This window comes from Streptomyces sp. NPDC058145 (genome assembly GCF_042884245.1).
In the GTDB taxonomy this organism is placed as follows: domain Bacteria; phylum Actinomycetota; class Actinomycetes; order Streptomycetales; family Streptomycetaceae; genus Streptomyces.
Genome location: NZ_JBHVUH010000008.1, coordinates 331963 through 354339 on the forward strand (window position 1 = coordinate 331963; position 22377 = coordinate 354339).

At 73.2% G+C, this 22377-nt stretch carries 21 protein-coding genes; 20 read left to right on the top strand and 1 reads right to left on the bottom strand.

What is annotated here, in order from left to right; all coding sequences use genetic code 11:
* The first annotated feature begins 34 nt into the window (after positions 1-34).
* From ACFVVO_RS20495 to ACFVVO_RS20530, 8 genes are all read left to right on the top strand, one after another.
* A complete protein-coding gene (locus ACFVVO_RS20495; protein WP_390056743.1) occupies positions 35-1141 on the top strand; it encodes a quinone-dependent dihydroorotate dehydrogenase in 1107 nt (368 codons plus the stop codon).
* Complete coding sequence (gene pyrF / locus ACFVVO_RS20500) at positions 1138-1983, top strand: orotidine-5'-phosphate decarboxylase (protein ID WP_390056745.1); 846 nt, start codon at positions 1138-1140, stop codon at positions 1981-1983. The genes ACFVVO_RS20495 and pyrF overlap by 4 nt, the downstream gene beginning before the upstream one ends.
* Before the next feature lie 300 nt (positions 1984-2283).
* Entirely contained in the window at positions 2284-2607 is a 324-nt protein-coding gene (locus tag ACFVVO_RS20505; protein ID WP_003977346.1) for an integration host factor, read from the top strand.
* A gap of 60 nt (positions 2608-2667) precedes the next feature.
* Entirely contained in the window at positions 2668-3261 is a 594-nt protein-coding gene (gmk, locus tag ACFVVO_RS20510) for a guanylate kinase (RefSeq protein WP_390056746.1), read from the top strand.
* Positions 3262-3336: 75 nt separating this feature from the next.
* Positions 3337-3609, top strand: a complete 273-nt coding sequence (gene rpoZ / locus ACFVVO_RS20515; protein ID WP_005319902.1) for a DNA-directed RNA polymerase subunit omega — start codon at positions 3337-3339, stop codon at positions 3607-3609.
* Between the two features lie 123 nt (positions 3610-3732).
* Positions 3733-4935, top strand: a complete 1203-nt coding sequence (gene coaBC, locus ACFVVO_RS20520) for a bifunctional phosphopantothenoylcysteine decarboxylase/phosphopantothenate--cysteine ligase CoaBC (protein WP_390056888.1) — start codon at positions 3733-3735, stop codon at positions 4933-4935.
* A 294-nt stretch (positions 4936-5229) separates the two neighbouring features.
* Positions 5230-6438: a methionine adenosyltransferase gene (gene metK, locus ACFVVO_RS20525; protein WP_390056748.1), complete on the top strand. Its 1209-nt coding sequence runs from the start codon at positions 5230-5232 to the stop codon at positions 6436-6438.
* A gap of 180 nt (positions 6439-6618) precedes the next feature.
* Complete coding sequence (locus ACFVVO_RS20530) at positions 6619-8766, top strand: primosomal protein N' (protein ID WP_390056749.1); 2148 nt, start codon at positions 6619-6621, stop codon at positions 8764-8766.
* A 105-nt stretch (positions 8767-8871) separates the two neighbouring features.
* On the opposite strand, the gene ACFVVO_RS20535 is transcribed toward ACFVVO_RS20530, so the two are convergent.
* Entirely contained in the window at positions 8872-9405 is a 534-nt protein-coding gene (locus ACFVVO_RS20535) for a hypothetical protein (RefSeq protein ID WP_390056751.1), read from the bottom strand.
* 259 nt (positions 9406-9664) lie between these two features.
* On the opposite strand from ACFVVO_RS20535, the gene fmt reads away from it, so the two are divergent.
* The 12 genes from fmt (at position 9665) to ACFVVO_RS20595 (ending at position 22373) form a co-directional block, all read left to right on the top strand.
* Entirely contained in the window at positions 9665-10597 is a 933-nt protein-coding gene (gene fmt, locus ACFVVO_RS20540) for a methionyl-tRNA formyltransferase (RefSeq protein ID WP_390056753.1), read from the top strand.
* Between the two features lie 81 nt (positions 10598-10678).
* On the top strand, positions 10679-12097 hold the full coding sequence (locus ACFVVO_RS20545; protein ID WP_390056755.1) for an RsmB/NOP family class I SAM-dependent RNA methyltransferase: 1419 nt from the start codon (positions 10679-10681) through the stop codon (positions 12095-12097).
* Between the two features lie 123 nt (positions 12098-12220).
* Positions 12221-12907 (top strand): ribulose-phosphate 3-epimerase, encoded by a 687-nt coding sequence (rpe, locus tag ACFVVO_RS20550; protein ID WP_390056756.1) that lies wholly within the window; start codon positions 12221-12223, stop codon positions 12905-12907.
* A 90-nt stretch (positions 12908-12997) separates the two neighbouring features.
* Complete coding sequence (locus tag ACFVVO_RS20555) at positions 12998-14041, top strand: sugar-binding transcriptional regulator (RefSeq protein WP_390056758.1); 1044 nt, start codon at positions 12998-13000, stop codon at positions 14039-14041.
* Positions 14042-14200: 159 nt separating this feature from the next.
* Positions 14201-14662, top strand: a complete 462-nt coding sequence (locus ACFVVO_RS20560; RefSeq protein WP_390056759.1) for a ribonuclease domain-containing protein — start codon at positions 14201-14203, stop codon at positions 14660-14662.
* Entirely contained in the window at positions 14659-15027 is a 369-nt protein-coding gene (locus ACFVVO_RS20565; RefSeq protein ID WP_390056761.1) for a barstar family protein, read from the top strand. The genes ACFVVO_RS20560 and ACFVVO_RS20565 overlap by 4 nt, the downstream gene beginning before the upstream one ends.
* 94 nt (positions 15028-15121) lie before the next feature.
* Complete coding sequence (locus tag ACFVVO_RS20570) at positions 15122-16564, top strand: GuaB1 family IMP dehydrogenase-related protein (RefSeq protein WP_390056763.1); 1443 nt, start codon at positions 15122-15124, stop codon at positions 16562-16564.
* Between the two features lie 184 nt (positions 16565-16748).
* Positions 16749-17141, top strand: coding sequence for a hypothetical protein (locus ACFVVO_RS20575; RefSeq protein WP_390056765.1), 393 nt, complete (start codon positions 16749-16751; stop codon positions 17139-17141).
* A 248-nt stretch (positions 17142-17389) separates the two neighbouring features.
* The gene (locus tag ACFVVO_RS20580; RefSeq protein ID WP_390056766.1) at positions 17390-18877 is read left to right on the top strand and encodes an amino acid permease; all 1488 of its coding nucleotides are present in this window, start codon (positions 17390-17392) and stop codon (positions 18875-18877) included.
* Positions 18878-18904: 27 nt separating this feature from the next.
* The gene (locus ACFVVO_RS20585) at positions 18905-19357 is read left to right on the top strand and encodes an Lrp/AsnC family transcriptional regulator (protein WP_390056768.1); all 453 of its coding nucleotides are present in this window, start codon (positions 18905-18907) and stop codon (positions 19355-19357) included.
* 141 nt (positions 19358-19498) lie between these two features.
* A complete protein-coding gene (locus tag ACFVVO_RS20590; protein ID WP_390056769.1) occupies positions 19499-21946 on the top strand; it encodes a nitrate- and nitrite sensing domain-containing protein in 2448 nt (815 codons plus the stop codon).
* Positions 21936-22373, top strand: a complete 438-nt coding sequence (locus tag ACFVVO_RS20595; protein ID WP_390056770.1) for a roadblock/LC7 domain-containing protein — start codon at positions 21936-21938, stop codon at positions 22371-22373. Before ACFVVO_RS20590 ends, ACFVVO_RS20595 begins: the two co-directional genes overlap by 11 nt.
* The last annotated feature ends 4 nt before the right edge of the window (positions 22374-22377 follow it).

The following is a 22377-nucleotide window of genomic DNA, read 5'->3' on the forward strand; positions in this document are numbered from 1 at the left end:
CCGGAAACGGTGTCCCCCTCTTCATGAGGACATCATGTACAAGATCTTCTTCAACCTCGTCTTCAAACGGATGGACCCCGAGACGGCCCACCACCTGGCCTTCCGCTGGATCCGGCTGGCCGTCCGCGTCCCCGTGCTGCGCACGTTCGTCGCGGCCGCCCTCGCGCCCCGCCACAGGGAGCTGCGCACCGAGGCCTTCGGGCTGCGCATGCACGGCCCCTTCGGGCTCGCCGCCGGCTTCGACAAGAACGCCGTCGCCATCGACGGCATGTCGATGCTGGGCTTCGACCACGTCGAGATCGGCACGGTCACCGGTGAACCGCAGCCCGGCAATCCCAGGAAGCGACTGTTCCGGCTCGTGGCCGACCGCGCGCTGATCAACCGCATGGGCTTCAACAACGACGGCTCACTGGCCGTCGCGGCCCGCCTCGCCGCCCGCGAGCCGGTGTTCCGGACCGTGGTCGGCGTCAACATCGGCAAGACCAAGGTCGTCCCCGAGGAGGAGGCCGTCGGCGACTACGTGAAGTCCGCCGAGCGCCTCGCGCCCTACGCCGACTACCTGGTCGTGAACGTCTCCTCCCCGAACACGCCCGGCCTGCGCAACCTCCAGGCGACCGAGGCGCTGCGCCCGCTGCTCGGCGCGGTGCGCGAGGCCGCCGACCGCGCGGTCCCGGACCGGCGCGTCCCGCTGCTGGTGAAGATCGCTCCCGATCTCGCGGACGAGGACGTCGACGCCGTCGCCGACCTTGCGGTGGAACTCGGGCTGGACGGCATCATCGCCACCAACACCACCATCGCGCGCGAAGGCCTCGGTCTGACCTCCGCGCCGTCGCTGGTGAAGGAGACCGGCGGCCTCTCCGGCGCACCGCTGAAGGCGCGCTCCCTGGAGGTGCTGCGCCGCCTGTACGCGCGCGTGGGCGACCGGATCACGCTGGTGGGCGTCGGCGGCGTCGAGACCGCCGAGGACGCCTGGCAGCGCATCCTGGCCGGTGCCACGCTGGTGCAGGGGTACAGCGCATTCATCTACGAGGGCCCGTTCTGGTCCCGCGCGATCCACAAGGGCCTCGCCGCGCGCCTGCGGACCAGCCCGTACGCCACCCTCGCCGACGCGGTCGGCGCCGACGTGAGGAACGACGCATGACGGTTCTGGAACCCTTCGGCGCGCGCCTGCGCCGCGCGATGGACGAACGCGGCCCGCTGTGCGTCGGCATCGACCCGCACGCCTCCCTGCTCGCCGAGTGGGGCCTGACCGACGACGTGGCCGGTCTGGAGCGGTTCAGCCGCACGGTCGTCGAGGCGGTGGCCGACCGGGTCGCCGTCATGAAGCCGCAGAGCGCGTTCTTCGAGCGGTTCGGCTCGCGCGGCGTCGCGGTGCTGGAGCGGACGGTCCAGGAGGCGCGCGCGGCCGGCACCCTGGTCGTGATGGACGCCAAGCGCGGCGACATCGGCTCGACCATGGCCGGGTACGCCGAGGCCTACCTGCACAAGGACTCCCCGCTGTTCTCCGACGCGCTGACCGTCTCGCCCTACCTCGGCTACGGCTCGCTCAGCCCGGCCGTCGCGCTGGCCAGGGAGAGCGGGACCGGGCTGTTCGTGCTGGCGCTGACCTCGAACCCGGAGGGCGCGGAGGTCCAGCACGCGGTCCGCGCCGACGGGCGCGACGTGGGCGCGACCATGCTGGCGCACCTGGCCGCCGAGAACGCCGGCGAGGAGCCGCTGGGCTCGTTCGGCGCGGTCGTCGGCGCCACGGTGGGCGACCTGTCCTCGTACGACCTCGGTGTCAACGGCCCGCTCCTGGCACCCGGCGTCGGGGCGCAGGGGGCGACGGCGGCCGACCTCCCCCGCGTGTTCGGGTCGGCGGTGCGCAACGTGGTGCCGAACGTCAGCCGGGGCGTGCTGCGCCAGGGTCCCGACGTCGGAGCCCTGCGCTCGGCCACGGAGCGCTTCGCGGAGGAGATCCGGACCGCCGTCGCGGGCGGCTGAGCTGCCGGGAGGGCGGTCCGGTGCGCGGCGGGCGGGCGGCTTGAGTGTGAATACATCCTCAAATCCAGGGCAGTATGTCTGAAATGTCCGGCCTGGCGGCGGCTGACCTGTACTTTTCCGCTGTTCTCGCTGACTCTGGCGGACTTGCCCGCTAGTCTCCGAGCAGTGGGGGCACCTCCCGCGCCTCCGCAGGTAGTGGGGGAGAACGGGCAGCGTGTTGCTCGTGGCTCCCCAGGTGTGGGGCGACTAGGTTCCTCACCGGTCCGTATCCGACAGTTCGACATCCGAGGTGACGTAGGCGTGGCTCTTCCGCCCCTTACCCCTGAACAGCGCGCAGCCGCGCTCGAAAAGGCCGCCGCGGCTCGCCGGGAGCGGGCCGAGGTCAAGAATCGACTCAAGCACTCCGGCGCCTCCCTGCACGAGGTCATCAAGCAGGGCCAGGAGAACGACGTCATCGGCAAGATGAAGGTCTCCGCCCTGCTCGAGTCCCTGCCGGGCGTGGGCAAGGTCCGCGCCAAGCAGATCATGGAGCGTCTGGGCATCTCCGAGAGCCGTCGCGTGCGCGGTCTCGGCTCCAACCAGATCGCCTCCCTGGAGCGTGAGTTCGGCAGCACCGGCTCCTGAGTCCGGCCCCCGCCGGACCGGGAGTCCCGGGCATGCCGGGATTGCTGGAATAATCGCTGCATGGCTGTAACACCCCGGGGGACGACCCCCGTGCCCCCGGACGCACGTCCGCGGCTGACCGTGCTCTCCGGCCCCTCCGGGGTCGGCAAGAGCACGGTCGTCGCCCATATGCGCAAGAAACATCCCGAGGTCTGGCTCTCGGTGTCCGCGACCACCCGCAAGCCGCGCCCCGGCGAGCAGCACGGAGTCCACTACTTCTTCGTCACCGACGACGAGATGGACAAGCTGATCGCCAACGGCGAGCTGCTGGAGTGGGCCGAGTTCGCCGGCAACCGCTACGGCACGCCCCGCGCCGCCGTGCAGGAGCGGCTGGAGAAGGGCGAGCCCGTGCTGCTGGAGATCGACCTCCAGGGCGCCCGGCAGGTCCGCGAGTCGATGTCCGACGCCCAGCTGGTGTTCCTGGCCCCGCCCTCCTGGGACGAACTGGTGCGCAGGCTGACCGGCCGGGGGACCGAGCCGCCCGAGGTGATCGAGCGCCGGCTGGACGCGGCGAAGACCGAGCTGGCGGCCGAGCCGGAGTTCCACGAGACCCTCGTCAACACCTCCGTCGAGGACGTGGCCCGCGAGCTGCTAGCCTTGATGGACGTTGTGTGATCGATACCGCCGCACCCAGGTGCAAGCGGGCCGGTCGCACCGACTGATTCTTTCCCATCCATCGGAAGGTAGAGCGTGTCCTCTTCCATCACCGCGCCCGAGGGCATCATCAACCCGCCGATCGACGAGCTTCTCGAGGCCACCGACTCGAAGTACAGCCTCGTGATCTACGCGGCCAAGCGGGCCCGCCAGATCAACGCTTACTACTCGCAGCTCGGCGAGGGCCTGCTCGAGTACGTCGGTCCGCTCGTCGACACCCACGTCCACGAGAAGCCGCTGTCGATCGCCCTGCGTGAGATCAACGCCGGTCTGCTGACCTCCGAGGCCATCGAGGGCCCCGCCCAGTAGAACCGCGCGGTAGTACTTTCAGATCGCGGTTGACTTATCCACAGGCCCGGCAGTCATGCTGCCGGGCCTGTGGTGTGTGATGGTCCCGTACGTTCCCGTACGTCGCCGAGCCCGGGAGAGATGGTGGACAAGCCGAGGGTCGTTCTGGGGGTCAGTGGCGGCATCGCCGCATACAAGGCCTGTGAGCTGCTGAGGAGGTTCACGGAGTCGGGTCACGACGTGCGCGTGGTGCCCACCGCCTCCGCGCTGCACTTCGTCGGCGCGGCCACCTGGTCCGCCCTCTCCGGCAACCCGGTCTCCACGGAGGTCTGGGACCACGTCGACGAGGTGCCGCACGTCCGCATCGGCCAGCACGCCGACCTGGTCGTGGTGGCCCCGGCCACCGCCGACATGCTCGCCAAGGCCGCCCACGGCCTCGCGGACGACCTGCTGACCAACACCCTCCTCACCGCCCGCTGCCCGGTCGTCTTCGCGCCGGCCATGCACACGGAGATGTGGGAGCACCCCGCCACCCAGGAGAACGTGGCGACGCTGCGCCATCGCGGCGCCGTCGTCATCGAGCCCGCGGTCGGCCGTCTGACCGGGGTCGACACCGGAAAGGGCCGGCTGCCCGACCCGGTGGAGATCTTCGAGGTGTGCCGCCGGGTCCTGGCCCGGGGTGCCCAGGCGCCCGATCTCCAGGGACGGCACGTCGTGGTCTCGGCCGGCGGCACCCGCGAGCCCCTCGACCCGGTCCGCTTCCTGGGCAACCGCTCGTCCGGCAAGCAGGGCTACGCCCTCGCCCGCACGGCCGCCGCCCGCGGCGCCCGGGTCACGCTGATCGCCGCCAACACCGGGCTGCCCGACCCGGCCGGCGTCGACGTCGTCCCGGTGGGCACCGCCGTCCAGCTGCGCGAGGCCGTCCTGAAGGCCGCGGCCGACGCCGACGCCGTGGTCATGGCCGCCGCCGTCGCCGACTTCCGTCCCGCCGTCTACGCGGCCGGGAAGATCAAGAAGAAGGACGACCAGGAGCCCGCCCCCATCACCCTGGTGCGGAATCCGGACATCCTCGCGGAGATCTCGGCCGAGCGTGCCCGGCCCGCGCAGGTCGTCGTCGGCTTCGCCGCGGAGACCGACGACGTGCTCGCCAACGGCCGCGCGAAGCTCGCCCGCAAGGGCTGCGACCTCCTCGTCGTCAACGAGGTGGGGGAGCGCAAGACCTTCGGCTCCGAGGAGAACGAGGCCGTGGTGCTGGGCGCCGACGGCAGCGAGACCCCCGTGCCGCACGGTCCCAAGGAGGCCCTCGCGGACGTCGTCTGGGACCTGGTGGCCGCCCGTCTCGGCTGACCCGGCCGTCGCCGTTGCGCCGTCCGGGCGTGGCTCGGTTCGGCCGTCCGGGCCGTTTTGTTCCGGCCGCACGACGTCGGTTTTCCGCCGCACAATGTCGCGTGGTCGGCCTGGCCAAGGCCGCTCGGCATTGTGCAGAATGCCCGTGCCGCAGGTCACAGCTCTCCCGAGAGGCGAGACACGTGGGCCGACGGCCGAGTGCGACCGATAAACTGTTCACGGACGACGTCGGGCGCAGCTCCCGCGTTGTCCGCCAATGATCAGCCAGCAGCCGCTGCAACCCCAGGGAGCGTTGTGTCCCGTCGCCTGTTCACCTCGGAGTCCGTGACCGAGGGTCACCCCGACAAGATCGCTGACCAGATCAGCGACACCATTCTCGACGCGCTGCTGCGCGAGGACCCCTCCTCGCGTGTCGCCGTCGAGACGCTGATCACCACCGGCCTGGTGCACGTGGCCGGCGAGGTGACGACCAAGGCCTACGCGGACATCGCGACCCTGGTCCGCAACAAGATCCTCGAGATCGGTTACGACTCCTCGAAGAAGGGCTTCGACGGAGCCTCCTGCGGCGTCTCGGTGTCGATCGGCGCGCAGTCCCCGGACATCGCGCAGGGCGTCGACACGGCCTACGAGTCCCGGGTCGAGGGCGACGAGGACGAGCTCGACAAGCAGGGCGCCGGCGACCAGGGCCTGATGTTCGGCTACGCCGCGGACGAGACCCCGACGCTGATGCCGCTGCCGGTCTTCCTGGCGCACCGCCTCTCGAAGCGCCTCTCCGAGGTCCGCAAGAACGGCACCATCCCCTACCTGCGCCCCGACGGCAAGACGCAGGTCACCATCGAGTACGACGGCGACAAGGCCGTGCGCCTCGACACGGTCGTGGTCTCCTCCCAGCACGCCTCGGACATCGACCTCGAGTCGCTGCTCGCGCCCGACATCCGCGAGTTCGTCGTCGAGCCCGAGCTGAAGGCGCTGCTGGAGGACGGCATCAAGCTGGACACCGAGGGCTACCGGCTGCTGGTCAACCCGACCGGCCGTTTCGAGATCGGCGGCCCCATGGGCGACGCCGGTCTGACCGGCCGCAAGATCATCATCGACACCTACGGCGGCATGGCCCGCCACGGCGGCGGCGCCTTCTCCGGCAAGGACCCGTCCAAGGTCGACCGCTCCGCCGCCTACGCCATGCGCTGGGTCGCCAAGAACGTCGTGGCGGCGGGCCTGGCCTCCCGCTGCGAGGTCCAGGTCGCCTACGCCATCGGCAAGGCGGAGCCGGTGGGCCTGTTCGTGGAGACCTTCGGCACCGCCAAGATCGACCACGAGAAGATCGAGAAGGCGATCGACGAGGTCTTCGATCTCCGTCCGGCCGCGATCATCCGCGACCTCGACCTGCTCCGCCCGATCTACGCCCAGACCGCCGCGTACGGCCACTTCGGCCGCGAGCTTCCCGACTTCACCTGGGAGCGCACGGACCGCGTGGACGCCCTGCGCAAGGCCGCGGGCCTGTAGTCCCGTCCCGGTCGTCCCGCCGAGGCCCGGCTTCCCTTCGGGGGCCGGGCCTCGGCGTGTGTCCGGCGCTCCCGCACCGTCCACGCGCCGTCCCGTCCACGCCCTCTGTCCGCGCCTCCCGGCATCGGGTGGATCCCGCTCGGGCGCCGGTTGTCGGTGGCGTTTGGTAAGAATGCAAGCGTGAGCAGCGAGAACGGTTCGGGGGGCGGCGGGGCCGAGGGTGCGCCGCCGGAGCAGCTCGCGCTCATCCGGGAGAGCGTGCGGGGGGCCAAGGTGCCCCGGGCCAAGCCGCGGACCTGGCGGGGCGCCGCGCTGGCCGGAGAGCTGCCCGTGGCGCGGGTGCTCGTCGACAAGGGCGTACTGCACCTCGACCGGTACTTCGACTACGCGGTGCCCGAGGAACTGGACGCCGAGGCGCAGCCCGGCGTCAGGGTGCGGGTGCGGTTCGGCGCCGGGCGGGGGCGCGTGCGCGAGGGGCGGCGCGAGGGCGGCGGGCTCATCGGCGGGTTCATCGTCGAGCGGCGGGCCGAGTCCGACTACCCGGGGCCGCTGGCCGCCCTCGCCCAGGTGGTGTCGCCCGAGCCCGTGCTCAGCGACGAGCTGCTGGGGCTCGTGCGGGCCGTGGCCGACCGGTACGCGGGGAGCCTGGCCGATGTGCTGCAGCTCGCCGTGCCGCCGCGCAGCGCGCGGGCCGAGCGGCGGCCGTCGCCCGCCCCGCTGCCCCCGCCGCCGGCGCCGGAGCCCGCCTCATGGGCGCGGTACGGGCACGGGGGCGCCTTTCTCGAGTCGCTGGCCGCCGGTGCCGCCCCGCGGGCCGTGTGGAGCGCTCTGCCGGGGCCGCTGTGGAGCGACGAGCTGGCCCGGGCCGTCGCCGCCACGCTCGCCTCGGGACGCGGCGCGCTCGTCGTCGTACCGGACGGGCGGGCGGCCGCGCGCGTGGACGCCGCGCTGACCGCGCTGCTCGGCGAGGGCCAGCATGTGCTGCTCACCGCCGACGCCGGCCCCGAGAAGCGGTACGCGCAGTGGCTCGCGGTGCGGCGCGGGTCCGTGCGCGCCGTCGTCGGCACCCGGGCGGCGATGTTCGCTCCCGTGCGGGATCTCGGGCTCGTCGCCATCTGGGACGACGGGGACGGCAGCCACAGCGAGCAGCACGCCCCGCAGCCGCATGCGCGGGATGTGCTGCTGCTGCGCGCCACGCTCGACAAGTGCGCCTTTCTGCTCGGCAGTTGGAGCTGCACGGTCGAGGCGGCCCAGCTCGTCGAGAGCGGCTGGGCGCGGCCCCTGGCCGCCGGCCGGGAGCAGGTGCGGGGGGCCGCCCCCCTCGTGCGCACGGTCGGGGACGAGGATCTCGCGCGCGACGAGGCCGCCCGCGCCGCCCGGCTGCCGACACTCGCCTGGCAGGCGGTCCGGGAGGGGCTGCGGCACGGCCCGGTGCTGGTGCAGGTGCCCCGGCGCGGTTACGTGCCGCGCATGGCCTGCGCGCAGTGCCGGGCGCCGGCCCGGTGCCGGCACTGCGCGGGCCCGCTGGAGGCACGGGACGCCGGTGCGCCGCGGTGCGGCTGGTGCGGGCGCGAGGAGGGGGCCTGGCACTGCCCGGAGTGCGGGAGCTTCCGGCTGCGGGCCCAGATAGTGGGGGCGCGGCGGACCGCCGAGGAGCTGGGGCGGGCCTTCCCCGCCGTGCCGGTGCGCACCTCGGGGCGCGAGCATGTACTGGACACGGTGCCGGACACGCCCGCGCTGGTGGTGAGCACGCCGGGGGCCGAGCCCGTCGCCGAGAGCGGCTACGCGGCGGCCCTGCTGCTGGACGGATGGGCCATGCTCGGGCGGCCCGACCTGCGGGCCGGCGAGGAGGCGCTGCGCCGGTGGATCGCCGCCGGGGCGCTCGTCCGGCCGCAGGGCGAGCGGGGGACGGTGGTCGTGGTGGCCGAGCCGACCCTGCGCCCCGTGCAGGCGCTGGTGCGCTGGGACCCCGTGGGGCACGCGGTGCGGGAGCTGGCCGAGCGGGCCGAGCTGGGCTTCCCTCCGGTGTCCCGGATGGCGGCCGTGTCCGGGTCGGCCGAGGCCGTCGCCGAGTTCCTCGGCACCGTCGAACTGCCCGCGGACGCCGAGGTGCTGGGGCCGGTGCCAGTGCCCCCCACGCTGCCGGGCCGGCCCCGCAGGCCCGGTGCGCCGCCGCCCGGTGAGCACTGGGAACGGGCGCTGGTGCGGGTGCCGCCGGGCAGTGGGGCCGCACTGGCCGCCGCTCTGAGGACGGCTCAGGCCGCGCGGATGGCGCGGGGGAGCGAGGAGCCGGTGCGGGTGCGGATCGATCCCCCGGACATCGGCTGAGAGCCGCCGGCCGCGGCCCGGACGAGTCCCGCGCCCTCCCCGGGTATACGTCTGCCCTCCCGGTGCCTCCCGGGAGGGCAGGAATGGTCGGGCCGGGCGGTGCGCTCAGCCGTTGCGCGGGCCCGGGAAGGCCGTCGGCCGGGCGTCGTCGCGGAGCGTCGGGCTGCCCGCGGTCGGCTGCGTCGGCATCGAACGGGCCGCGGGAACCGTCGGCACCGCGGGCAGCGCGTCGAGCGTGCGGGTGCCGGGCGGCTCCGTGGCCCGCTCGTTCTCGGCGGCCGCCTGGGTCGCGGCCCGGCGGGCGCCGTAACGGCGGTGCACCGCCTGCTTGGTGACGCCGAGGGCCGAGCCCACCGCGTCCCAGGAGAAGCCGAGTGAGCGGTCGAAGTCCACGGCGGCGGTGACCAGCGTCTCGACGCTGTCCCGGAGCTCCTGGGCGAGACGGACCGTGGGGGCGGGGGCGCGTCCGTAGACGACGAAGCCCGTGGACGGGCCGGAACGGCGCGGACGGTAGACGTTGCCCAACTGGGCGGTGAGCGTGCGCAGCGCGTCCACCTGCCGGCGGACCCGCTCGATGTCCCGCACCAGCAAGTGCAGGCTGGCCCGGGCCTGGGCGTCGTGGGTTGCGTGGTCGGCCATGAACAAGCCTCTCGAACCGGCGTTGAAAGGAATTGGGCCGCTGGCGCGGCCGGATGTGGTCAACTCTCTCTTGACCAACGCGTAGACGCTCCGCTGGTCACGGGGTGGGGGCGTACGGGCATATTCGTACGCCGCCCGTCACCCGGCCCGGTCGCCGTCGGCGGCCGCGCGTTCGCGGCGGGTGGGGCGGGGGACCGGGCCGGGCCATAGACTGGTGCGCTGCCCGTCCAACCCCCGCCCGAGAGGCCCGATCCCGCCCATGAAGCTCGTCTTCGCCGGTACCCCCGAGGTCGCCGTTCCCGCCCTGGACGCTCTCCTCGCCTCCGGGCGGCACGAGGTGGCCGCCGTCGTCACACGGCCCGACGCGCCGGCCGGACGGGGGCGCAGGCTGGTGGCGTCCCCCGTGGCCGAACGGGCGGCGGAGGCCGGGATCGAGGTGCTGAAGCCGGCCAAGCCGCGCGACCCCGAGTTCCTGGAGCGGCTGCGGGAGATCGCCCCGGACTGCTGCCCCGTGGTCGCGTACGGCGCCCTGCTGCCGAGGGTCGCCCTGGACATCCCGGCGCACGGCTGGGTCAACCTGCACTTCTCCCTGCTGCCCGCCTGGCGCGGGGCCGCACCCGTGCAGCACGCCCTCATGGCGGGCGACGAGATCACCGGGGCCTCCACCTTCCTCATCGAGGAGGGGCTCGACTCGGGGCCGGTGTACGGCACCGTCACCGAGCAGGTCCGGCCCACCGACACCAGCGGCGACCTGCTCACCCGGCTCGCGTTCGCCGGCGCCGGACTGCTGGCCGCGACCATGGACGGCGTCGCGGACGGCACCCTGAAGGCCGTACCGCAGCCGGCGGACGGCATCACCCTCGCACCCAAGATCACCGTCGAGGACGCCCAGGTGGACTGGGCGGCACCCGCCCTCCGCGTCGACCGGGTGGTGCGCGGCTGCACGCCCGCGCCCGGCGCCTGGACCACGTTCCGCGGCGAGCGGCTCAAGCTCGTCCAGGTCACGCCCGTTCCCGAGCGCACCGGCCTCACCCCGGGGCTACTGGCGGGCGGCAAGAACAGCGTGCACGTGGGCACCGGTTCGTACGCCGTCGAGCTGCTGTGGGTGCAGGCGCAGGGCAAGAAGCCGATGCGGGCCGCCGACTGGGCGCGCGGGGCGCGCATCGCGGAGGGGGAGACGCTCGGGGGCTGAGGCCCCGAGCGGCGGCGGCGCGGCCGCTGCGACGTACGCTGGGAACCGCATCCCCTTCTTCACATCCGGAGCACCTTTTTCGTGAGCGACCAGTCCCAGCGGCCGCGCAGGCCCGCCAAGCCCTACCGCCGTCCCCAGAAGGACCCCGTCCGCATCCTGGCCTTCGAAGCGCTGCGCGCGGTGGACGAACGGGACGCGTACGCCAACCTGGTCCTGCCGCCGCTGCTGCGCAAGGCCCGCGAGAAGGGCGACTTCGACGCGCGGGACGCGGCTCTCGCCACCGAGCTGGTGTACGGGACGCTGCGCCGGCAGGGCACCTATGACGCCGTCATCGCCGCCTGTGTCGACCGCCCGCTGCGCGAGGTCGACCCGCCGGTGCTCGACGTGCTCAGCATGGGCGTGCACCAGCTCCTCGGGACCCGGATCCCGACCCACGCCGCCGTGTCCGCCTCCGTGGAGCTGGCGCGGGTGGTGCTCGGCGACGGGCGGGCCAAGTTCGTCAACGCGGTGCTGAGGAAGGTGGCCCAGAACGATCTCGACGGATGGATCGAGAAGGTCGCGCCGCCCTACGACGAGGATCCCGAGGACCATCTCGCCGTCGTGCACTCGCATCCCCGCTGGGTCGTCTCCGCGCTGTGGGACTCCCTCGGTGGCGGCCGGGCCGGCATCGAGGAACTGCTGGCGGCCGACAACGAGCGGCCCGAGGTCACGCTGGTCGCCCGGCCGGGCCGGGCCACCACCGAGGAACTGCTGCGCGAGTACGCCGCCGTGCCGGGCCACTGGTCGCCGTTCGCCGTGCGGCTGGCCGAGGGCGGCGAGCCGGGCGCGGTGCGGGCCGTGCACGAGGGGCGGGCCGGGGTGCAGGACGAGGGCAGCCAGCTGGTCGCGCTCGCGCTCGCGAACGCTCCGCTCGACGGCCCCGACGCCACGTGGCTCGACGGCTGCGCCGGTCCCGGCGGCAAGGCCGCGCTGCTGGCCGCCCTCGCGGCGGAACGCGGGGCCGCGCTGCTGGCCGCGGAGAAGCAGCCGCACCGGGCGGGACTGGTGGCCAGGGCCCTCCAGGGCAACCCGGGCCCGTACCAGGTCGTCACCGCCGACGGGACCCGGCCGCCGTGGCGGGCCGGCTCGTTCGACCGGGTCCTGATGGACGTTCCCTGCACCGGGCTCGGCGCCCTGCGCAGGCGCCCCGAGGCACGGTGGCGGCGCCGCCCGGAGGACCTGGACACCTTCGGGCCGCTGCAGCGCGCCCTGCTGCGCACCGCGCTGGACTCGGTGCGGGTCGGCGGGGTGGTCGGCTACGCCACCTGCTCGCCGCATCTCGCCGAGACGAGGGCGGTCGTCACCGACATGCTCAAGCAGCGCCCGGAGACCGAGCTGATCGACGCCCGCCCCCTGCTGCCCGGCGTCCCGGCGCTCGGCGAGGGACCTGACGTGCAGCTCTGGCCGCATCTGCACGGCACCGACGCGATGTACCTGGCCCTGATCCGCCGCACCGGTTGACACCGGCCGGCGTTCCCCAGGGGCGCGGGAACTGCGCGACCAACCCGTACCGGCCCGCAGCCGAAGCACAACCTCGATGGACCGCCGTTACAGGCAAGCGCGGCGGCATGGCAGGCTTGGGTCATGGCCGCGCAGATCAACCCCAGCATTCTGTCCGCCGACTTCGCCCGCCTCGCGGACGAGGCCAAGGCGGTCGAGGGAGCCGACTGGCTCCATGTCGACGTCATGGACAACCATTTCGTCCCCAACCTCACGCTCGGGGTGCCGGTCGTGGAGTCCCTCGCGCGTGCCACGGGCATCCCGCTGGACTGCCATCTGATGATCGAGGACCCCGATCGCTGGGCGCCGCAGTTCGTCGAGGCGGGGGCCTCTTCGGTCACCTTCCACGTCGAGGCGGCCGCCGCGCCGGTGCGGCTCGCCCGGGAGATCCGCGCCAAGGGCGCCCGCGCCTCCATGGCGCTGAAGCCCGCGACGCCGATCGAGCCGTACGAGGACCTGCTGCCGGAACTCGACATGCTGCTGATCATGACGGTCGAGCCGGGCTTCGGCGGTCAGGCCTTCCTCGACATCATGCTCCCGAAGATCCGCCGCACCCGGGAGCTGATCGGCAAGCACGGTCTCCAGCTGTGGCTGCAGGTCGACGGCGGTGTCTCGGCCTCGACCATCGAGCGGTGCGCGGACGCGGGCGCGGACGTCTTCGTGGCCGGCTCGGCCGTCTACGGGGCCGACGACCCGGTGGAGGCGGTGCGGGCGCTGCGCGCCCAGGCGGATTCCGCGACCGCCAAGGCGTCCTGGGCGTGCGGCCACTGAGCCACGGCCACGTGAACGCTTGAGTGAACGCCGCCCATGTGGGCGGATCAGCCGCGCCGGATCTGCAAGGATGAACGGCGAATCCAGAGTGTGAACAGCAGTGAGGAGATCGCCGTGTCGGGTATGTCGGCGGGCCGGTCAGCCATGCGGATGGGACCCGCTGAGCTGGTCCAGGCGGCGGCCATGGCCCGCCGCTTCTACCTCGAGGGCAAATCCAAGATCCAGATCGCGGAGGAGTTCGGCGTCAGCCGCTTCAAGGTGGCCCGGGTCCTGGAGACGGCCCTCGAACGGGATCTCGTGCGTATCGAGATCCGTGTGCCGGCCGAGCTGGACGCCGAGCGCTCCGACGCGCTCCGCGCCCGCTACGGCCTGAGGCACGCCGTCGTGGTCGAGTCCCCGGCCGAGGCGGAGGAGACCCCCGACCCCGAGAATCTGGGCGAGGTCGCCGCCGATCTGCTCGGCGAGCTCGTCAACGAGGGGGATGTGCTCGGGCTGGCCTGGGGCCGGTCCACCATCCACATGGCGGCCGCGCTCGACCGGCTGCCGCCGTGCACGGTGGTGCAGCTCACGGGCGTGTACGACGCCGGGACCTCCGAGCGCGGCTCGGTGGAGGCCGTGCGCCGCGCCGCCCAGGTGTCGGGCGGCGACGCCCATCCCATCTACGCGCCGATGCTGCTGCCGGACGCGGCCACCGCGGCCGCGCTGCGCAACCAGACGGGGATCGCCCGGGCCTACGAGTACTTCGACAAGGTCACGGTCGCCTGTGTCTCCATCGGCTCCTGGGAGCCCGGCATCTCGACGGTGCACGACATGCTCAGCGACGAGGAGCGCGCGCACTACGCCTCCCTCGGTGTCGCCGCCGAGATGGCCGCCCACCTGTTCGACGCCGAGGGGCGCCGGATCGGGCGGGACCTGGGGGAGCGGTGCATCACGGTCAAGGCCGAGCAGCTCCGCCGCATCCCGGAGGTCGTGGCGATCGCCGGCGGGCAGCGCAAGGCGTCCGCGATCGACGCGGTGCTGCGCTCCGGGCTGGTCACCAGCCTGGTCACCGACACCTCGGCCGCCGACTACCTGATGACGGCCGGGCCGGCGCCGAAGCCCACGCTCAGCCGCACGGACCCCGACGGGCACTGACGGACCCCGTCGGGCACTGCCCCCCCGTCGGGCACTGACGGACCACGTCGGCGCAGCGACGGGACCCGGCGGGCTCGACGGAGCCTGCCGGGCTCTGCCGGGCCCCATCGACGGGTCGCGGTGAGGACGTGACGGGACGGCCGTGACAGCATCGGCGGCATGCTGCTGCCGCGGTTCGTCCCCGACGCGTTCCCGAGGTCCGTTCTCCATGCCGGGGCGCGGTGCGTTCCCGCCGTGCTCGCGGGGGCGCTGCTGGCGCTGGCGGTCCTGCTGACCGGCTGCTCGGGCACGGGCGGAGCCGCGCCGGCGGGCACGAGCGCGTCGGCCCCTGAATGGGCCCGGGGCATGGCCACCGTCCAGGAGTCCCGGCTGCCGGCCGAGGCGCGCAGGACGCTCGCCCTCATCGACAAGGGCGGCCCCTTCCCGTACGCCAGGGACGGGGTCGTGTTCGGGAACTTCGAGGGACATCTGCCGAAGCAGCCGCGCGGTCACTACCACGAGTACACGGTGCCCACCCCGGGTTCACCGGACCGCGGGGCACGACGGCTGGTCACCGGGCGGGACGGGGAGATCTACTACACCGATGATCACTACAACTCGTTCCGGGCGGTGCTGAGATGACCGAAGACCTGACGGGCCGGCTCGTGGTCGCCCTCGACCTCGACGGGGTCACGGACAAGGCGGGCCTGATGGACCGCGCGGCCCGGGCCCTGTCGCTGCCCGACTGGTTCGGCCGAAACTGGGACGCGCTGGCCGACTCCCTGTCCGACCTGTCCGTCTGGCCCGAGGAGGCCGCGGGGCGAGGGCTGCTCCTCGTCGTCCGGGGCTGGCAGGCGTACGCGAAGGCGCGGCCGGAGGAGTGGGAGACCGCCCAGGACGTGTTCTCGCACGCCATGCGCGTCATGCCGGCGCTGACCGTCGCCCTCGTGCTTGGAGGTTCCTCCCAGCCCCCTTCCGGCGGGCCTGGAGGTTCTGTGGGGGCGTGACGGGCCGGTCGTCATGGGACAATGAAGTACGTGCTCTTTTCCCCCTGGCGCACCCGTCGGGGGGTCACCTCTGATCGACTGGGATGTGCGGCACGTGCGTTTCCTCAATGACATCCAGCCCGCGTACGACCTGACCTACGACGACGTGTTCATGGTGCCGAGCCGCTCCGCGGTGGGCTCGCGGCAGGGCGTGGACCTCGGCTCGCCGGACGGCACGGGCACCACCATCCCGCTCGTCGTCGCCAACATGACCGCCATCGCCGGCCGCCGCATGGCCGAGACGGTCGCCCGGCGCGGCGGCCTCGTGGTCATCCCGCAGGACATCCCGAACGACGTGGTCACCGACGTCGTCTCCTGGGTCAAGAGCCGCCACCTGGTGCTGGACACCCCGATCGTGCTGGCCCCGCACCAGACCGTCGCCGACGCTCTGGCCCTGCTGCCCAAGCGTGCGCACAACGCCGGTGTGGTCGTCGACGAGGAGCAGCGGCCGGTCGGCGTCGTCACCGACGCGGACCTCAGCGGCGTGGACCGCTTCACGCAGCTCGAAGTGGTCATGTCCAAGGACCTGCTGCTGCTGGACGCCGACATCGACCCGGGCGAGGCCTTCAACACCCTCGACACGCACAACCGCCGCTACGCCCCGGCGGTGGACAAGGACGGCCGGCTCGCCGGCATCCTGACCCGCAAGGGCGCCCTGCGGGCCACGCTGTACACCCCGGCCGTGGACGCGAACGGCCGGCTGCGTGTCGCCGCCGCCGTAGGCATCAACGGCGACGTGGCCGGCAAGGCCAAGCAGTTGCTCGACGCGGGCGTGGACACGCTCGTCATCGACACCGCGCACGGCCACCAGGAGTCGATGATCAGCGCGATCAAGCTGGTGCGCGCCCTCGACCCGCAGGTGCCGATCGCGGCGGGCAACATCGTCTCCGCCGAGGGCGTCAAGGACCTGATCGACGCCGGCGCGGACATCATCAAGGTCGGTGTCGGCCCCGGCGCGATGTGCACGACCCGGATGATGACCGGCGTGGGCCGGCCGCAGTTCTCCGCGGTCCTGGAGTGCGCCGCCGAGGCGAGGAAGTACGGCAAGCACGTGTGGGCCGACGGCGGCGTCCGGCACCCGCGCGACGTGGCCATGGCCCTCGCGGCCGGCGCGTCCAACGTGATGGTCGGCTCCTGGTTCGCGGGCACCTACGAGTCCCCCGGCGACCTCCAGCAGGACGCGAACGGCCGCCTCTACAAGGAGTCGTTCGGCATGGCCTCCGCACGCGCGGTGCGCAACCGCACCTCGGAGGAGTCCGCCTACGACCGCGCCCGCAAGGCGCTGTTCGAGGAGGGCATCTCCACCTCCCGCATGTTCCTCGACCCGGCCCGCCCGGGCGTCGAGGACCTGGTCGACTCGATCATCGCGGGCGTCCGCTCCTCCTGCACCTACGCCGGCGCCGGCTCCCTGGAGGAGTTCGCCGAGAAGGCCGTCGTCGGCATCCAGAGCGCCGCCGGCTACGCCGAGGGCAAGGCGCTGCACGCCAGCTGGAACTGACCACGCCGGCCGGAACCCGGCCCCGGCACCCTTCCGTACGGCCCTCGCCGATCCCGTTACCGGGACGGCCGGGGGCCGTCGGCGCGTCCGCGGCGGACGCGTCGGCCGGGTGCGAACCTTCCGCACCCGACCCGCCCGTCAGGCTCCCTTTGCGTCAGGGGTCCTTGACGACAATCCTGGCGGTATGACCACACCACAGGGCATCGAGTCGCAGCACACCCTGCTCACCGCCGTCGCGCGCCTGGACGGACTGCGGATGCGCGAGTCCCTCGCCGGGGGCGGTGGCGAGCGGGCGCCCGGCAGGGACGAGCTGCTGGAACTGCTCGCGCTCAGCGAGGTCGTCGCCCGCAAGGCCGCCTACGGGCGGCAGCTCACCGTGCGAGCGGCACGTGAGGCCGGTGCCTCCTGGGCCCAGATCGGGGCCGCGCTCGGCACCAGCAAACAGGCCGCCTGGGAGGCGCACGCGCGCTGGATCGAGGCCAAGGCGCAAGCCTGCGGGAAGGCCGGGCAGGCGGGCTTCGACGTGGCCGACGAGGCGGCGGCCCGGGCGGTCTCGGGGGAGTCGGAGGAAACGTGAGAAAAGGGACCGAAGGGGCCGCCGCGCAACGGTTCGCGGTCCGGGCGCAACAAATGGGCACCCGGTCCCGATCAACGCAATGATCATGCGGGTATGCGCAACTCTGCTGCATTACGCCCGCGAAGCCGCGCCTCATAGGGTGCTGCGCTGTAGGTGGCGTGGCGGGGACTCCGCTCGGCGGGTTCCTGCCCTTACGGGCTTCCGCCGGTCCTCGTCCGTCCTGACCGGCAGCGAAAAGGAGCCAGCACGTGCTCGACCAAGGCGCACCCCCGCAGGACCAGAGAACGGCCGCCCCCGCGTCCCCGGGCGTCGCCGCGCGCCTCATGCGTCGCAAGCCAGTGGAACGCCTGGTCGCGGAGGGCGGCCAGGGCGAGGGAGGAACGCTGCGACGGTCCCTCGGGCTGTGGCAGCTGACCATGATCAGCATCGGTGCCACCCTCGGCACCGGCATCTTCGTCGTCCTCGGCGAGGCCGTTCCCAAGGCGGGTCCGGCCGTCACCCTCTCCTTCGTGATCGCCGGGCTCACCGCACTGTTCTCGGCCCTGTCCTACGCCGAGCTGGCGGGCACCATCCCGGTCTCCGGATCCTCGTACTCGTACGCATACGCGACCATGGGCGAACTGATCGCCTGGGTCTGCGGCTGGTGCCTGCTCCTGGAGTACGGCGTCTCGGTCGCCGCCGTCGCCGTCGGCTGGGGCGAGTACCTCAACGAACTGCTCGACGGCACCATCGGCGTCACCATCCCGGACGCCCTGTCCGCCCCGCCCGGCGACGGCGGCGTCTTCAACCTGCCCGCCCTGATCGTCGTGCTCCTCGCGATGGCGTTCCTGCTCGGCGGCGCCAAGGAGTCCGCGCGGGCCAACACGATCATGGTGTGCGTGAAGATCGCCGCGCTGATCCTGTTCTGCGCCATCGGCTTCATGGGCTTCAGGTCCGGCAACTACGCGCACTTCATGCCGTTCGGCATGGCGGGCGTCAGCGCGGCCGGCGCCACGCTGTTCTTCTCGTACATCGGCTTCGACGCCGCCTCCACCGCCGGTGAGGAGGCGAAGAACGCCCAGCGGGACCTGCCGCGCGCGATCATGCTGTCCCTCGTCATCGTGACCACCCTGTACGTGCTGGTGGCGGCCGTCGCCGTCGGCGCGCGGCCCTGGCGGAGGTTCAACGACTCCGAGGCCGCGCTCGCCCAGATCATGCGGGACGTCACCGGGCAGAGCTTCTGGGCCACCCTGCTGGCCTTCTGCGCCGTCATCGCCATCGCGAGCGTCGTCCTGACCGTGCTCTACGGCCAGACCCGCATCCTCTTCGCCATGTCCCGAGACGGACTGGTGCCGAAGGTCTTCGCCAGGGTCCACCCGAAGACCGGCGCGCCCCGCGCCAACACGGTGATCGTGTCGCTGTTCTGCGGCGTCCTCGCCGCCGCCGTCCCGCTGGGCCAACTGGCCGACGCCACCAGCATCGGCACGCTGTTCGCCTTCGCTCTGGTCAACGTGGCCGTGGTGGTGCTGCGCCGGACCCGCCCGGACATGCCGCGTACCTTCCGCGTCCCGCTGTCGCCGGTGCTGCCCGCGCTGGGCTTCGCCTTCTGCGTCTGGATGATGGGGAGCCTGTCCGCCGTCACCTGGGTGGTCTTCGGTGTCTGGATGGCGGTCGGCCTCGTGTTCTACTTCGGGTACGGCTACCGCCGTTCCCGTCTCGCGACCGCTGAGGACGTCGCGGTGGCGGCGGAGAAGTGACCGACCCGGAGAAATGAACCACCCCCCGTGCTGAACGATCTCGACGAACGCATCGTGCACGCCCTCGCCGAGGACGCGCGCCGCTCCTACGCGGACATCGGGCAGCTCGTCGGCCTGTCCGCGCCCGCCGTCAAACGGCGCGTGGACCGGCTGCGGGCCACCGGAGCCATCACCGGGTTCACCGTCCGGGTGGACCCGGCGGCGCTCGGCTGGGAGACCGAGGGGTTCGTCGAGATCCACTGCCGGCGCAACACCTCGCCGGAGACCATCCAGCGGGGCCTGGAGCGCTACCAGGAGGTCGTGGCCGCGTCGACCGTCACAGGTGACGCGGACGCGATCGTCCAGGTCTTCGCCTCCGACATGCGCCACTTCGAACGGGTGCTGGAGCGCATCGCCGGTGAGCCGTTCGTGGAGCGGACCAAGTCGGTGCTGGTGCTGTCACCGCTGCTGCGCCGCTTCTCCTCGGGGGCTCCGGGCTAGAACCCCGCTTTACGTCGGTGGTCGCCCGGAAACCGTCCCGGAGGTGATCCGGAGTTACCGCAGGTCACCATTGCGGTCCGGATCATCGTCCCGTAGGTTGTGCCGGACTTTCTACTGACTGGTAATACCGGCAGGTAACCCATGCGCTGGCCCGTCGGCCGTCCCACCACCGTCCGCGCGCGGATCGTGGCGCTCGCCCTCGCCCCGGCCGTCGCGCTGATGGGCCTGTGGAGCTTCACCATGGTGTCCGTCACCGCCGAACCGCGCGCCCTCGTCCGGCTCCAAGGGGTGTACGAGGACTTCGGCACCCCGGTGGACACCGCGGTCGGTCAGATCCAGATCGAACGCCGGATGTCCGCGGCCTACCTGGGCGCCCACCTCGACACCGCCGTCGCCGGCGACCTGCTCGGACAGCAGCGCCGCACCGACCGGGCCGTCGAGGCCATGCGGCGGGCGGTCCGCGGCGGCGACCGCGGCCGGCTCACCGGCCGGCAGCGGCAGGCCGTGGACGCCATGGTCGCGGCCACCGGGAAGCTGGAGGGCCTGCGCGAACGCGTACTGACCCGGCGGGTCACCTGGGACCGGGCCGTCGAGGAGTACGGCGAGCTCGTCGAGCCCGGCTTCGACGTCCAGTCCACGCTCACCGCCCTCCAGGCCGGGCAGCTCGCCCGGGAGTCGCAGGTCGTCATCGAGCTGGTGCGGGTGCGGGAGTTCGTGTCCCGGGAGGACGCCCTGGTGGCCGGGGCGCGGGCGGCGGGCACGCTGACCGGCCGGCAGTACGACACCCTGACCGCGACCATCGAGGACCGGCGGGTCTTCGAGCGGACGTACGTACCGGACCTGCCCGCCGACTCGCGGAGCCTGTTCGACGAGTTCCAGCGCACCGAGCCGCACCGCTCGCTGGTGCGCGGCGAGGACGCGCTGCTGCGGGCCGGCGCCGCGGGAGCCGGGCGGGCCGTCGCGGCGGACACCTGGCGGTCGACCACCGACCGGGCCGTCAAGCGTTACATGCGGCTGTGCACCCGCTCCGCCGAGAACTCCGCCGCGCGCGGCCGGGCCTTCGCCTACCACGAGCTGACGAAGGCCGCCGTCGTCGGAGCGGTCGGGCTGGCCGCCGTGGCGCTGTCGCTGTGGCTCGCGGTGCGCGGAGCACGGCGCGTCTCACGCCGTCTGGAAACGCTCCGGGACGCGGCCGACGTCCTCACCGCGCGACAACTCCCCGACGTCATGCGGCGATTGAGCGCGGGCGAGGAGGTGGACGCGCTCGCCGAGGCGCCCCCGCTCGCCGCCGACGAGGTCCGCGACGACGAGATCGGCCAGGTCGGCCGGTCCTTCAACACCGCGCGCCTGGCCGCCGTGGAGGCCGCCGTCAGACAGGCCGGCCTGCGCCGGGGGCTGTTCGCGGTGCTGCTCACCATCGCGCGGCGCAACCAGGCACTGGTGCACCGGCAGCTCAAGCTCGTCGACACGCTGGAGCGGCGGACCGACGATCCGGAGATCCTGCGTCAGCTGTTCCGCATCGATCACCTGACCACCCGGATGCGCCGGCACGCGGAGAGCCTGATCATCCTCTCCGGCGCGGCGCCCGGCCGCCGCTGGCGTCGGCCCGTGCCCGTGGCGGACGTGGTCGCCTCGGCGGTGAGCGAGATCGAGGACTACACGCGCGTGGTGGTGCCGCCGATGCCCGAGGTGGGCATCGCGGCCGACGCGGTCGCCGACGTCGTCCACCTCATCGCCGAACTGCTGGAGAACGCGACGCTGTTCTCGCCGCCGCACACCCAGGTCACGCTGCGGCCCGGGCGGGTCGGCGGCGGGTTCGTGCTGGAGATCGACGACCGCGGGCTCGGTCTGGACGCCGAGCAGCGCGCCGAGGCGCACCGCACCCTCAACGACCCCGACGCCTTCGACCCCACCCGGCACGACCGCCTCGGCCTGTACGTCGTCGGCCGCCTCGCCGCCCGGCACGGCATCGAGGTGAGCCTCGGGGATTCGCCGTACGGGGGTACGACGGCGGTGGTGCTGCTGCCTCCGGCGGTGCTGGCGGACGGGGAACCGGCGGAGGCCGGGGCACGGCGACCGCGGACACCCGTCGGGACACCGGCGCCGGAGCCGCCGTCCGGTGCGGCCCCGACACCGGAGCTGCCGTCCCGGACCCGGAGCATCCTCGCACCGGCGCCCGCCCCCCGGGGCACCCCCGCTGCTCCCGCGCCCGACCAGCTCCCCGCCCCCGAGCTGCCGTCCCGGACGCGGCGCACCCCCGCGCCGGCGTCCGTGCCGGACGGCGCCCGCGTTGCCCCCGAACCGCACGGCGCCCCCGTCCCCGACCAACCCCCCGTCCTGCCCACCCGGACCCGCCAGGCCTCTCTCGTCCGGGAGCTGCGGGACGAGCCGCCGGCCCGAACTGTGCCCCCGGTGCGTGAGGTCGACGCCGAGGAGATGCGGGCGGTCTTCGGCGCCTTCCAGCGCGGTCTGGACCGTGGCCGCAGAGGGCTGCCCACGGCCGCCGCCCCGGACGCGGCGGCCCCTCGTGAACGGGACGCAGCGACCACCCACGCCGACGAAGGGACGGACACCGACGATGCACGGTGACGACCAGACCCCCGCGAACCCGGCCATGCCGGCCGGTGCCCCCGGCACCGGCCTCGGCTGGCTGCTGGACGACCTGGTGGCCCGCACCGACCATGTCCGTCAGGCCGTGCTGCTCACCGCCGACGGCCTGCCCCTGAGCTGCTCGGAGGGAATACCGGACCGGGACGTCGAGCACCTGGCCGCCGTCTGCTCCGGCTTCCACGGGCTGGCCCGCTCGGTGGGGGAGCGGTTCGAGGCGGGCGGGGTGCGGCAGACGATGGTCATGTTGGAGGACGCCTACCTCTTCATCACCCCGGCCGGCCACGGCAGCCGGCTCGCCGTGCTGAGCGAGTCGAGCACCGACGTCGGACAGCTCGCCCACGAAATGGCCCTGCTGGTCCGCCGCCTCGGCCGCCACCTGGACGCCGCCACCCGCTCGGCCCCCTGACCCC